This is a genomic window from Shouchella patagoniensis (assembly GCF_002019705.1).
In the GTDB taxonomy this organism is placed as follows: Bacteria; Bacillota; Bacilli; order Bacillales; family Bacillaceae_D; genus Shouchella; species Shouchella patagoniensis.
In genome coordinates this window covers 4528053-4541394 of sequence record NZ_KV917377.1, presented here as the reverse complement: position 1 = coordinate 4541394, position 13342 = coordinate 4528053, and the positions used below count along the sequence as shown (strand labels likewise).

Sequence of the window (13342 nt, the reverse complement as noted above, 5' to 3'; positions counted from 1 at the left end):
ATTCCTTGCAATTGTTAAGGAGCTCCCCATATGACTGCTATTATTATTGGAAAAACAATTCCTAAAACCCATTTTAATAGGTGATTGTCAACCACCTTACACCCCAGTACGAAACAGCAACTAGCACACATAGTTTTAACAAGAAACGGAGCAAGATTTATAAGCAGTTGTCATCAACCTTTCATCTTCATGACCGTAACACGTTGAATCCTATACGCTAAAAATAAATAAAAAGTTTCGACTAATTTTAAAAAAGGATAATTAGCCTTTTAAAAGACTAATTATCCTCTACAATTCTGCAATCTACTGGTTTTTCATTTTCGGATCAAGAGCATCTCGTAAACCGTCTCCAATCATATTAAAACCAAGGACGACAAGCATGATTGATAGACCTGGGAACAATACTGTCCAGTAAGCGTTTTGAATGTATCCGCGAGAATCAGCAAGCATCCTACCCCATTCCGGTGTTGGCGGGCTTGCCCCCATCCCTAGAAACCCTAGTGCCGCTGCTTCTATAATCGCAATCCCAAATCCTAGTGTTCCTTGTACGATGATTGGCGCCAAACTATTTGGTAGAATATGATGAAATAATATTCTACCATTTTTCATCCCTTGCGCTTTTGCAGCCATGACAAACTCTTCAGACCGTAAACTGATCACTTTGGATCGAACAATTCGACCGAAGATTGGTATATTAATAATTGCAATTGCTAACATTGCATTTTCTAATGATGGCCCTAATATCGCAACGATTGCGATCGCAAGTAAAATACTTGGAAAAGCAAGCATTACATCAAAAATACGTGAGATAATCATATCGAGCCAGCGACCAAAATACCCTGCAACCAATCCTAAAAATGTCCCAAATATAAGTGCCCCACTAATAGCAAATAAACCGATCATTAGAGAGATTCGTGCACCATACGCTACTCGAGTAAAGACATCGCGCCCTAGGTCATCTGTCCCAAACCAATGATCACCTGATGGGGGCATAAGACGAGCTGCGGCATCTGGACGATCAATCGTATAAGGAGTTAGATATGGTGCGAGCAGAGCCATTATGATAAAACCAACAATGATTACAACACCAACAATCGCTAATTTGTTTTTAAATAAATAATAAAACAGTTCGCTCCAAGGTGACCTTATTTTTTCCTCTTTTATATAAGGGCGCTTAGGAGGTGGTGATGCTACTGGTCTTGAATCCATGAAACCACCCCCCCTAATCATATTTAATCCTTGGATCAATCGAAGCATAGAGCAAGTCAACAACTAAATTAATAAAAATAAAAATCGTTGCGACAATCAGAATGCCTGACTGAATAACTGGATAATCACGGAATGTAATCGCTTCGTATATATAGCGACCAATTCCAGGCCAACTGAATATTGTTTCTGTTAAAATAGCTCCACCAAGCAAAGCGCCCATTTGTAACCCAACGACCGTTAACACTGGGATAAATGCATTTTTTAATGCATGTTTATAAATAACAATAAATTGCCCAGATCCTTTTGCATGAACAGTGCGGATATAATCAGATCGAAGAACTTCTAACATACTTGACCGTGTCATTCTTGCGATAATGGCCATTGGAATTGTACCAAGTGCGATCATCGGTAAAACGAGATGGCGTAAAGCCATAAGCGTATCATCAAAATTACCTTGTATAATTGTATCAAGAATGTATAAATGTGTTATCCCTTCTATTGGATCTCGAGGATCACTTCTTCCAATCGCTGGAAACCAGCCGAGCTCCTGAGCAAACACCCATTGTTCCATTAAAGCAAGCCAGAACACGGGCATCGAAACACCTATTAGAGCAATAATCATACAGACATAATCAAAAATTGAATTTTGTTTCCACGCACTGATAATACCAGCGTTTACCCCAACGACAATCGCGAAGAGCATTGCAAACATCGTTAATTCAATGGTTCCTGCTAAATATGGCCACATTTCCTCAATTATTTCATTGTTTGTGCGAAGAGAAACCCCTAAGTCCCCTGTAAACAGATTTCCTATGTATCCCCCGTATTGAACCCAAAATGGTTCATTCAAACCAAGTTGTTCTTCAAGCGCAGCGACAGCTTGAGGTGTTGCTTGTTCACCTAAAATCGTTTGTGCTGGGTTTCCGGGGATCAACCAGATAATCGAAAATGTTACGATTGTCATTCCAATTAATACAGGAATAAGTAAAAGAAGCCGCCGTAATGCATAGGCAAACATACCGTCACCTCATTTCTATAATCTAAAAAGACAGGCAGCGGCGATAACGCTGCTGCCTGAACGCTGACTCCTCTTTTCGAGAATGTTAATTTGTGATTTCTACATTTTTTAAGCTTTCACTTGTAGAAGGATGAGGCACATATCCTGAAATGGTATCGGAACCTGCAAGAACTGGAATAGAGTGTACAAGTGGTACCATTGGCGCATCTTCATGAATGAGCACTTGCGCTTCTTCATACAATGCAGCACGTTCTTCTTCATCAATGGTTGAGCGTGCTTCATCTAATAACGCATCAACCTCTGAATTGCTATAAAACGTTTGGTTGCTTCCTGGAATACCATCCGTTGAAAGCAAGCTACCTAGGAAATAATCTGGGTCCCCGTTAACGCCAGACCAGCCAAGCATAAACATATCTTGATGACCAAGCTCAATCTCCTCTAAATACACAGCCCACTCTTTCTCAACAATGTTGGCATTAATGTTTAATTCACTTAATTCTGCTTGAATTAATTCTGCAGCTCTTGCAGGATTTGGCATGTATGGACGAGCAACTGGCATTGTCCATAAATCAAAATCAAATCCATCTTCATATCCGGCTTCTGCTAGTAATTCTTTCGCCAAGTCAAGGTCGTATTCGTACTCTTCAACTGTATTATTATGACCAAGATAATCTACTGGTACAGCGTTTGTGGCTGGCGTTGCTTGCCCACCGTAGACAGAAGTAATGAGATCTTCTTTGTTAATTGCATGATTAATTGCTTTACGTACTAACGGATCATCAAAAGGTTCTACTTCTGTATTAAATCCAAGATAACCAACGTTGTTTGGTACACGTTCATATACTTCATATCCGTCTGTATTGTTTACTTGTTCGATATCGTCCGGAGACAATCCATCCATTAAATCAATACCACCGGAGAGCAATGTACTTAAACGAGAAGAGTTATCACCAACTACTGTGAACGTTACACCGTCCAATTTTGGCAAACCTTCATCCCAGTACTCTTCGTTTTTTGAAAGCTCAATCGTTGAGTTTTTTGTCCAATTATCAAAAACAAATGGACCCGTTCCAACAGGATTCTCATTAATATCAGAACCAAATTCCTCTAAAGCTGCTGGTGATGTAATTGCAAAATAATTCATCCCCATATTCTGTAAAAAAGAACCGAGTGGTTGATTTAAAACAAATTCGACTTCATAATCACTGAGTACGTTAATTTCTTCAATTACATGGTCTTCATCGCCAGCAAAACCACCAAATTGAGTGCCGTACACGCTATAATTATAGCCTTCATCCGTAAAAGCATATTCATGATCTGGGTCAGCCCAACGCTCAAAGTTTATTTTAACTGCCTCGGCATTAAAATCAGTACCATCATGGAATTTTACACCTTCACGAAGTTCAAACACATAACTTAATCCGTCTTCACTCGGTTCCCAATTTGTCGCAAGACCTGGAGAAAGTTCAAATGAATCTTCTTCAAATTCAATTAACGTTTCAAATATTTGTTTGGTTACTCGAGACGATTCCCCGTCCGTAACAGAAGGTGGATCAAGGCTAACTGAGTCTCCTCCACGAGCGAAAATTAATGTACCGCCATTCCCTTCACTCGTTCCATTTTCAGAATCTCCGTTCCCATTATTGCCGTTGTCATTCTCATCTCCACCCGTATCTTCTCCTCCGCAAGCAGCAAGAACAAAGACGGATAGAAATGCGGCCGATATCAAACGTAAATGTACTTTTTTCATTAATGGTAGCTCCTTTTAATTGGTTTCATTATATAAGTGACAAGCTGCGTATTGATTTGAATCGACTTCACGCCAAACAGGTACTTCCGTTTTACATATTTCCATACAAGAGGGACAGCGCGTATGAAACGTACACCCATTTGGTGGGTTTGATGGACTTGGCACATCTCCTGTTAATAAAACTCGCTCTGACTTTACATCGGGATCTGCTACAGGTACTGCCGATAACAAAGCCTGAGTATATGGATGCTTTGGCTTTTCATAAAGCGCATCTTTATCAGCTAATTCAACCATTTTTCCAAGGTACATCACACCTACTCGATCACTTATATGTTTCACCACGCTAAGGTCATGGGCGATAAACACATATGTAAGTTTAAATTCCTCTTTTAATCGTTCCATTAAGTTTAAAATTTGTGATTGAACGGATACATCGAGTGCAGAGACCGGCTCATCACAGATAATTAATTTTGGATTCATTGCAAGTGCTCTAGCAATCCCAATTCGTTGGCGTTGGCCTCCACTAAACTGATGAGGATAACGTATGGCATGTTCTTGTCGTAATCCAACGACTTCAAGCAATTCAGTTACTCTTCTGTTTCGCTCTACCTTTGATGATATCCCGTGGACTTTCATCGGCTCTGATATAATTTTCCCAACTGTATGCCGTGGATTTAGTGATGCATATGGATCTTGAAAAATAATTTGCATATCTCTACGTAGCTTTCGCACGCGTTCAGTAGAAAGCGTAGTAATATCTTCCCCGTTAAAAATGACTTGACCTGACGTTGGCTCAATTAGACGAAGGATTGATTTGCTGGTCGTTGATTTGCCACAACCTGACTCACCAACAATTCCAAGTATTTCACCTTCTTTAACTGAAAAAGAAACACCATCAACCGCCTTTACTTCCCCTACTTTGCGAGATAGCACTCCACCAGTAATATCAAAGCACGTCTTTAAATTGTTCACTTCCAAGATTGGCTTAGCCGACACTCTCCTCGTCCTCCTTGTACAGCAGACAACGGCAAGTATGACCTGCATTCAATTCCAACAATTCTGGATCTTCTACAAAGCAAGCATCAAATGCAAATTCACATCGGTCGGCAAATCGACAACCTACTTCAATCGAACCCGGACGTGGCACCGTTCCAGGAATGGAGTAAAGTGTTTGTTCTCTTTCTGTCAGCTTAGGTAATGAACGGATTAACCCTTGCGTATAAGGATGTTTTGGATCTTTTAATATCGTTCGTGTCGTTCCTTCTTCAACTACTTTACCTGCATACATGACAACAACGCGATCACATATATCAGCAACAACACCTAAATCATGTGTAATAAACAAAATCGCGGTTCCTTGTTTTTCGTTTAACGATTTCATTAGATCTAGTATTTGTGCTTGAATGGTTACATCAAGCGCCGTTGTTGGTTCGTCGGCAATCAGTACTTCAGGTTCGCAAGACATTGCCATTGCGATCATAATGCGCTGTCTCATACCACCAGAAAGTTGATGAGGATAGTCATCAACAACTTCTTCCGCCCTTGGAATACCGACCATTTTAATTAAATCAACAGCTTTTTTTCTAGCTTCTTTTTTATTAATTTTGTTATGATTGCGTATTGCTTCCACAAGTTGGTTGCCAATCGTAAATAGTGGATTAAGTGATGTCATTGGCTCTTGAAAGATCATTGATATCTCTTTACCACGCAGTTGTTTCATTCGTCTTGGCGAGGCTTTTATCAGATCCTCACCTTTAAATAAAATTTCACCACGGGCAATTTTACCTGGTGGACTAGGAATCAACTTCATAATGGATAGAGATGTTACACTTTTGCCACAACCTGATTCTCCGACAATGCCTAGCACTTCCCCCTTTTGGACATGTAAACTTACTCCGTCAACTGCAGGAACCATTGAACGGCCAGATTGAAACGTTGTTTGTAGGTCTTTTAGCTCAAGCACAGATGGTTCCACTCACAACCCTCCACCCGTTTTTAAATTTTGAAAATATATCATTAAAGATACAAAAAGTTGTCCTAATAAGACATTTTTTTACTTTTCAAATAGTTTATGTTATTGGGAAATTTATTATGACACTCTTTTTATCTTATTTAAATCGTTAAAATTAGCCAAATTTAGCTATTTTTACGCTTTTTTTGATGTGTATCACCTCATTTATTTCCCAATAAAGGAACTCTATTAAATACAGCTATACCGCGCCTTCACTTAGAAAAATAATTTATTTCTTTTTTTACCAAAAAAAAGTCTACCGACCATCACTTATTGCACTGGTCGGTAGACTCTTATTTTAAACATCTTCTCTTACTCTTCAACTTCTCCATCATCAGTAATGGCTTCATCACTATCAGAGCCATTCTCTTCTTCAATTTCAAACTCCTCTACTTCTCCAAATTCATCATCCACTGTTTCATTAGTAAACCTTTGTACAGGCAAGATCCCTTCACCTGTGTCATTAACAATTGCTTCAATGACATCTCCAGGCTCAATAAAAACCGCATTTGCATTTGAAGTAATATCAAATTCCAACACACGACTTTCGCCTTCTATTAACACTTGTAAGAAACGATTATGATACGTACCACTGACCCGATAAACGGAACCAGAAATAGTCTCTTCGTCAAATAAGTCAGTTGGAACATAATCATCTGACCCTAAATCATTGGCAAGCAATTGCCGATAATTGTTAAACGCTTCTTCTCTATTCGTTCCTCTTGCAACACTTGATGTTTCTGCGTGAACCATCGCTATTTCGCGCATTAGTCCACTTTGGTCAACAACAGGAACGACCCAAGTATAGTTGTCATACACGGAGTAAAGTACTGGCTGTGTGCCTTCCCATTGCTCTCGTTGATACGTTCGATTAACTGCATCACGAGCTCCACGGGCATTCGTCATCCCTGACGTCCCAGAGTAATAAGTAGCTTTCCCTGTTTGGGCATTAATCATTGTAAAACCAACCATCGCATTTGATTCCTGACTTGGTCGCATATGGTCAATCATCCAATACATATTGTCATCCGGACCAAGCATTCCAATCATTTCTTCATCGCTTGTTGGTTGGTGTACGCCCTCTTTTGCGAATATAGAATTAAACAATCCATTACTATACGTACCAAACCAATAAGCATAATCGAGCGCAATGCGGTAATCAATTGCATTATCTATAAAATCAGGCTGCTCGCCTAATGCATATTGTTCCATTTCACCTGTTACTGCATCGATTAAAATAACACCATCGGCTTTTGGTCCTGTACGATAATGTTCATAATACGCGTATGAATAGGCATAGTAAGGGTTCCCTTCATCATCAGGTTCAAATGAATAACCCATTAAAATAATATCACCGTATTTACTTCTCACATGACGATCTAGGTTCTCGCCAAGGAAAGCACTTGGTACATAGGTCATTTCGTAGTCATCCACAAGTTGCGCATCGGCATTTGGATTTTCGGCACTTACCATCACATAGCCTGGTGCATAATCAGCACGTAACCAGCGCCAAACACTTGAATATTCAATCGGTGACACCCAAAATAATTCATCGTTGATTTTTTGAATGCTCGTTTCTCCTAATTCATAAAAGGAATAGTTTTGGATATTCCCAAAAACGATCTCTGATTTATAACGGGCATATGTGTATGGTACAGAACGCACGCTATCTTCTGTAACGGAATCAATTTGCTCCTCAGACACTTCAATCTCTCCAAGTTGAGCAAGTTCCTGAGTAACAGTTAAAGGATAAAGTACATTTAAACCAATAAGAACAAGAAAAATGAGTGCACCAATTCCTGTTTGTATTTTTGGAGTTGGTAGTTTCACTTGCTTTAATTTTTCTACTTTATTTTTGCTACTTTTCTTTTTTAATGGTACTTGGAAAAAACCAGATACAATTAAATTAATTGCAACAATAAAACCAAATGTATTAATCAAACCTGTTATCGAAGTATCGATAAGCATGACATAAATCAATACGAAGCTAATAATGAGCCCAATGATATACCTCGATAGCTGAGCAAAAAACCATTGCTTAGGCGCCCTTTGCATTCCCTGTACCCATTGCATCGGGTTTAAGTTCAAACAAGTAAGCGCCATAATCAAAATCCAAAACGTCATAAAATCTCCCCTTCCTGCACAAGTATACTACGTTTTTCATTTGCTATGGGTTTCAAGTCACGTGCAAAAAGTTCTTATCTGTGAGACAACTAAGGGAGACTTAAAAAAAGTAAGGGAGAATAAACCGATGAAACAAGCAATGATCATTGTAAACCCTACATCTGGAAAAGAAGAAGCCCAATACTATGCAAAGAAAGCAGCCAATACATTAATCAAGGTTGGTTATACGGTGACTGTTAACGAAACAAAAAAAGAATTGGACGCTACTTATTTTTGCCAAGATGCGTGCCAAGAAAAATTTGATTTAGTTGTGTCCGCTGGCGGAGATGGTACGTTACATGAGACCATTAATGGAATGGTCGATAGTGACTATCGTCCAATTCTAGCTGTTATTCCCCTTGGCACGGTAAATGATTTTGCAAGGGCACTCCAAATCCCACTTAACCCTGAAAAGGCCATTCATGTATTACAATCAACGACAACCCGAAAAGCAGATATTGGCAAAGTAAATAATCAATTGTTTATTAACGTTATTGCAGCAGGAAAGTTAGCAGAGTCTCTATCTGGAGTTCCTTCAGATGAGAAATCAAAACTTGGCTTCTTCGCTTATGTGAAAGAAGGCTTTAAAACACTTGTAGAAAATGCAGCTAGCCACTTAACAATTACGTATGATAATAAACGCTGGGAAGGGGATTCTATCTTATTTGTTGCTGCTTTAACAAACTCTGTTGGTGGGTTTGAGCAGCTTGCACCAAGTGCAGAAATTGATGACGGTCTTTTGCACTGCTTTGTCGTTAAAGATACGAATTGGTTCGACACAGCGGTTGTCGGAACGTCACTATTAGCCGGTAATTTAGAAAATAGCCGTCATGTTCATGCTTTCACTGCAAAAACAATTCGAGCCGAATCGACTGAAACGATTACAACAAATATAGATGGGGAATCGGGTACACGCCTACCAATTGACATTACTTTACTTCCTTCCCATATAGACGTGCTCATACCAGAGTCAATATAAATTTTAAAAAGCTGCACTTCTTGCTGCAGCTTTTCTATCAAACGAAATATTTTTTGCTTTAAGCAACCAAGCGACAAGTCGCCATCGCTTTGTTACATATAATACACGCTTTCTTTTATTGATTCCTTTGTAAATTTGCTCTGCTGCTTTTTTAACTGAAGCAAGCCAAAAAAGCCCATCTCCTTTAGCCATTGCAGTATCAACAAAGCCGCAACGTACATCCGTTACTAGAATGCGATTATCTTTTTTTGTACACTTTTCATGTATTGAGAAACAAATGCTTTTGATGCATGATAGGCAGGTGCTGATGGACTTGGCATAAAAGCGCCAATCGATGAAAGGCCAACTAATTGACCATAACCTTGTTTTTCACACTGTATAAATAAAGTAGTCGCCATTGCCACAAATCCTTCTATATTTGTCTAAATAATTTCCTGTTCTAAGAAAAAATTTAGACCTGAATTCAGATGACCTGTTCCGGCAGAAATAACAGTAATATCAACAGCACCAATGCTTTGAATGAACTGCTCCAGTTGCTGAATCGCTTGATTCGATTTTGTCACATTCATTTTTGCAATAAAGGAAGTAGTGGCATATTGTTCCTTTAGACTGGCTATCTTTTCGAGTCGCCTACCTGTCATACAACCTTGTAACCTTCTTGCAAGTACTTAGTCGCAAGTTCCAGACCAATTCCAGAGGTTGCTCCTATTATGAGGACTGTTTTCGTCTCTTTCATTCCGTCTCTACAAACGATACAGGTTTTCGATGGTTGGTAGCTTGTTCATAGCCATAAGCAATTCGAATCAATATTCCTTCACTATACTCCTTTCCAGCAAATGTAATACCAAATGGTCGATTTCCATTCATATATCCCGCCGGAACAGTAATAGATGGGTAACCAGCTTTTGTAAAAACATCGGTTTTAATTGGTGATTTTTCTTCAATATCGCTTGTTTAGAGCATCCCTTCTAATTATAAAGGATTTGAAGGATCTCTGTCAGGCTGATTTTTGGAAATAGTTAGTCAAAACACCTTGAAGTCTATCGACTTTTACGAGATAGTTAACATTAAGTGGTCTTATTCGATGGAGGTTAACGCAAATGAAAATAATTAATGAAAAAGAGCGTTCACGAATTTTTATGGAAGACATTCTTTCACGCCCTCTCTTCGCGCATTTATCTAGTGCCAGCGACGGCTCCCCAAGAGACTCGCCTGTATGGTTTTTATGGGAAGAGGGATCGCTATGGATTCTTGGCAATTACAAGACAGATTCATTTCCAAAACGAATTGAGACGGAACCGCGATGTGCAATTGGTATCATCGACTATCATGTTAAAACCGGTTTGGTTCATCATGTGGGGTTTCGTGGGACGGCTGAGCTTGAACCTCAGGTTGCGTCAAAAGTAAAACGATTGTTAAATCGTTATATGGGAGAAGAAGAACGGTGGGATCCACGCTTTCATGCTGTTTCAGGAGACAGTAACTGGGTCTTCATAAAGTTCACTCCGGAAACCGTTGTCGTTAAAGATCAATCATATACACTGCGACAATAAGGGTACTACTTGTTGTTTTAACAAATAGTCTAATGACCCCTACTGCACCTAAAAATCACAACATTCTTTAACCACCACAAAAAAGAGATGCACACACACACCTCTTCCGCCCATTTAAAATGTCTTTTGCACCCAGTCCAATAGAAACCTGTCCTGATTCTTCATCGCTATCGCCGATAGTCCTACCGGCATACCCTCTACTTTACCAATTGGAACGGTTGCTTGTGGGTATCCTGTCAAACCAGCAACAGATGTGAGCGTCATTGTCTGCGAACGCAATCTCTCCATTTCCTCCCCACTTTTTCCTTTTACTGGAGCAGGACCTGCGGCTGTCGGGAGTAACAGCAACGTATTCCTCTTAAACAATGCAGCTACATTCTTTTCGAATGCTGCTTTTCTATCAAGCCAGTCATTCATTTCTGCTTGGTTAAGAGATTTAGCCCATGTCAATCGTTTTCCAATATCTTCAGCAAAGGTTGGGTTCTCAGCTTCAATCCATTCTCCATGAGCCCACCAAATTTCACGCCCTTGTATCATGCGAAACGTTTCAAACCCTTCCTCCAGAGTTACAGAATTAAAATAAGAAACGTGTTTGGCTCCAAGCTTCTCTGCTGCTTCAAATACTCGTTTTGTTACTTCTGTAGATGCTGTTTGGACTAATTGTTCATCGATAAGAAGTTCTGGCGCTACCGGGACCATTTCTACTTCTGGAAGGAGAACTTCACCAACACGTTGTAACAAAGCACTGTTTTTTGCCATCCATCCTACTGTATCAAAACTCTTCGCGAGTGGTATCACACCATCCATATTAATTGAACCGTGCGTTGGACGAAAGCCATACAAGCCGCAATATGAGGAGGGAATTCGCACAGACCCTGCCGTATCCGTCCCTACACCGAAATCAACAACTCCTCCGGCAACTGCTGCTGCAGAACCGCTTGAAGATCCCCCTGGAATTCGTTTTTCGTTATGAGGATTTACTGGCGTTCCATAATGAATGTTCTCCCCATTTAAACTATACATGAGCTCATCCGTTACCGTCATACCGCTTAAGTTTGCCCCCGCTTGAAGAAGCGCTGCTACTACCGGACTATCAACCTTGCTTTCTTTACTTTGACGCTCATAGTCAGGATTCCCCGCACCATTGTTATGCCCCTGAACGGCTATCACATCTTTCACACCAAAGGTTAACCCTGCTAAAGGCCCCGTTTTTATCCCATCACGTTGTACATCCTTTGGAATAAACGCCCCGAACTTATCTCTCACTCTCGTCTCCTCCTTTAACCTTGTTGTGTTTTATTCGGTCTGACAAACTGCCCGATCCTCTTCTTTGCAAAACCATCTAGAGCATCATAAACGATTGTGCCTCGCACAAGTACCCGAGTGATTTTACAGCCAATTTCTCTTCCAGTGTAAGGGGTATGTTTGTTTTTATAAAATAGCTGATCTTCACTAACTGTATATGTTTGGTTTTCATCAAGAAAGAATAGATCTGCATCTTTGCCAACCGCAATCTCCCCTTTTTGCGAGAGGTGCATTCGTTTAGCTGGTTTTGTGGCAATTAACTGGGCAAAATCAACGATTGGCATCTTTCTTTTTTTCACGGCTTCATCAAACATTAAATCTACCGTGTTTTGGCACCCTGAAATGCCTCCCCACGCCGAAAAGAAGTTGCCTTGTTTTAAATCGGGTGTGCAAGGAGAATGGTCTGAGGCAAGCCAGTCAATTTCCCCTCGCAACAAGCAACCCCAAAGCTTTTCCACTTCTGCTTTACTACGCAACGGAGGTTGGCATTTTGCTAATGTTCCTAGAACATCTAACTCTTCAGCTGAAAGCGTAAAATAATGGGGACATGATTCTACTGTCACATCGACCCCTTCCATTTTTGCCGCTTGAATGACTTGAATCGCTTCAGCTGAACTAATATGAACAAAGTGAAGAGCGCACCCTGTTTCCTTAGCTGCCTCAAGGGCTTGCTTTACCGCGATCACTTCAGCCAGAATTGGACGTGACGCTACGTAATCATCCGCACTTGTTTGTTCTCGAGCAACCATTTCTGCTTCCAGTGTATCAGTAAGATCCGCATCTTCGGCATGTATACAAAGCAACTGATCTTTCTTTGCTAAAAGTCTCATTCCTTCTAATAAGGTATGCTCATCGACGTTCTTAAAATCCCCAGGCTCATCTGAACCACAAGTAGATAAAAAGCATTTAAACGCAACCACATCACTATCCGCTAAGGCAGCTAACTCATCTAAGTTATCTGGGGTCAATCCTCCGTAAAAGCCGTAATCAATATAATTCTGTTTTTTTGCCGCTTCTAACTTTAACTGAAGGTTCTTACTATTCGTTGTTGCAGGCAGGGCATTTAGAGGCATTTCTAAATAGGTTGTTGTTCCTCCTGCAGCAAGCGACTTACTGCCTGTTTCAAACCCTTCCCATTCAGTCCTACCAGGTTCTGAAATATGTACATGCGTATCAACCGCTCCCGGGAAAACGAGTTGTCCATTCGCATCAATTGTCTGTCTTGCTTCTTTTTGTTCGATCGAACCGATGCGGATAATTTTCCCGTTACGTATGCCTATATTGGTAAACTCAACTCGATTGTTAAGGACAACACGTCCACCGGTAATTAACAAGTCTAACATGAGATGCCCCC

The 13342-nt window shown here is 40.2% G+C and carries 13 protein-coding genes and 1 pseudogene; 2 read left to right on the top strand and 12 right to left on the bottom strand.

Going from position 1 to position 13342, the window contains the following annotated elements; translation table 11 throughout:
* Positions 1-303: 303 nt before the first annotated feature.
* The 6 genes from BK584_RS23520 to BK584_RS23495 all read right to left on the bottom strand — a co-directional run bounded on the left by BK584_RS23520 (position 304) and on the right by BK584_RS23495 (position 8112).
* Positions 304-1209 (bottom strand): ABC transporter permease, encoded by a 906-nt coding sequence (locus BK584_RS23520; protein WP_078395103.1) that lies wholly within the window; start codon positions 1207-1209, stop codon positions 304-306.
* A gap of 13 nt (positions 1210-1222) precedes the next feature.
* Complete coding sequence (locus BK584_RS23515; RefSeq protein WP_078395101.1) at positions 1223-2227, bottom strand: ABC transporter permease; 1005 nt, start codon at positions 2225-2227, stop codon at positions 1223-1225.
* 85 nt (positions 2228-2312) lie between these two features.
* Positions 2313-3977, bottom strand: a complete 1665-nt coding sequence (locus tag BK584_RS23510) for an ABC transporter substrate-binding protein (RefSeq protein ID WP_078395100.1) — start codon at positions 3975-3977, stop codon at positions 2313-2315.
* A gap of 15 nt (positions 3978-3992) precedes the next feature.
* Positions 3993-5021 (bottom strand): ABC transporter ATP-binding protein, encoded by a 1029-nt coding sequence (locus tag BK584_RS23505; protein WP_078395098.1) that lies wholly within the window; start codon positions 5019-5021, stop codon positions 3993-3995.
* Complete coding sequence (locus tag BK584_RS23500; RefSeq protein ID WP_139365754.1) at positions 4963-5952, bottom strand: ABC transporter ATP-binding protein; 990 nt, start codon at positions 5950-5952, stop codon at positions 4963-4965. The genes BK584_RS23505 and BK584_RS23500 overlap by 59 nt, the downstream gene beginning before the upstream one ends.
* Before the next feature lie 348 nt (positions 5953-6300).
* A complete protein-coding gene (locus BK584_RS23495) occupies positions 6301-8112 on the bottom strand; it encodes a hypothetical protein (protein ID WP_078395096.1) in 1812 nt (603 codons plus the stop codon).
* Between the two features lie 127 nt (positions 8113-8239).
* Here BK584_RS23495 and BK584_RS23490 point away from each other — a divergent pair, with 127 nt between their 5' ends.
* Positions 8240-9130 carry a diacylglycerol/lipid kinase family protein gene (locus BK584_RS23490; protein WP_078395094.1) on the top strand — a complete coding sequence of 297 codons (891 nt, stop codon included), beginning with the start codon at positions 8240-8242 and terminating at the stop codon, positions 9128-9130.
* 3 nt (positions 9131-9133) lie between these two features.
* Here BK584_RS23490 and BK584_RS23485 read toward each other — a convergent pair whose 3' ends face one another.
* From BK584_RS23485 to BK584_RS24360, 4 genes and pseudogenes are all read right to left on the bottom strand, one after another.
* The gene (locus tag BK584_RS23485; RefSeq protein ID WP_078395092.1) at positions 9134-9322 is read right to left on the bottom strand and encodes a hypothetical protein; all 189 of its coding nucleotides are present in this window, start codon (positions 9320-9322) and stop codon (positions 9134-9136) included.
* 35 nt (positions 9323-9357) lie between these two features.
* Positions 9358-9528 (bottom strand): SDR family NAD(P)-dependent oxidoreductase, encoded by a 171-nt coding sequence (locus tag BK584_RS23480; protein WP_078395090.1) that lies wholly within the window; start codon positions 9526-9528, stop codon positions 9358-9360.
* Positions 9529-9552: 24 nt separating this feature from the next.
* On the bottom strand, positions 9553-9771 hold the full coding sequence (locus BK584_RS23475; RefSeq protein ID WP_078395088.1) for an SDR family oxidoreductase: 219 nt from the start codon (positions 9769-9771) through the stop codon (positions 9553-9555).
* Between the two features lie 91 nt (positions 9772-9862).
* Positions 9863-10039 (bottom strand): annotated as a pseudogene (locus tag BK584_RS24360) (amidase); the annotation flags it as partial.
* Positions 10040-10230: 191 nt separating this feature from the next.
* Here BK584_RS24360 and BK584_RS23470 point away from each other — a divergent pair.
* The gene (locus BK584_RS23470) at positions 10231-10683 is read left to right on the top strand and encodes a pyridoxamine 5'-phosphate oxidase family protein (RefSeq protein WP_139365753.1); all 453 of its coding nucleotides are present in this window, start codon (positions 10231-10233) and stop codon (positions 10681-10683) included.
* A gap of 114 nt (positions 10684-10797) precedes the next feature.
* Here BK584_RS23470 and BK584_RS23465 read toward each other — a convergent pair whose 3' ends face one another.
* Both BK584_RS23465 and allB read right to left on the bottom strand, forming a co-directional pair.
* Positions 10798-11949, bottom strand: a complete 1152-nt coding sequence (locus BK584_RS23465; RefSeq protein WP_078395086.1) for an amidase — start codon at positions 11947-11949, stop codon at positions 10798-10800.
* A gap of 14 nt (positions 11950-11963) precedes the next feature.
* On the bottom strand, positions 11964-13331 hold the full coding sequence (allB, locus tag BK584_RS23460) for an allantoinase AllB (protein WP_078395084.1): 1368 nt from the start codon (positions 13329-13331) through the stop codon (positions 11964-11966).
* Positions 13332-13342: the final 11 nt, after the last annotated feature.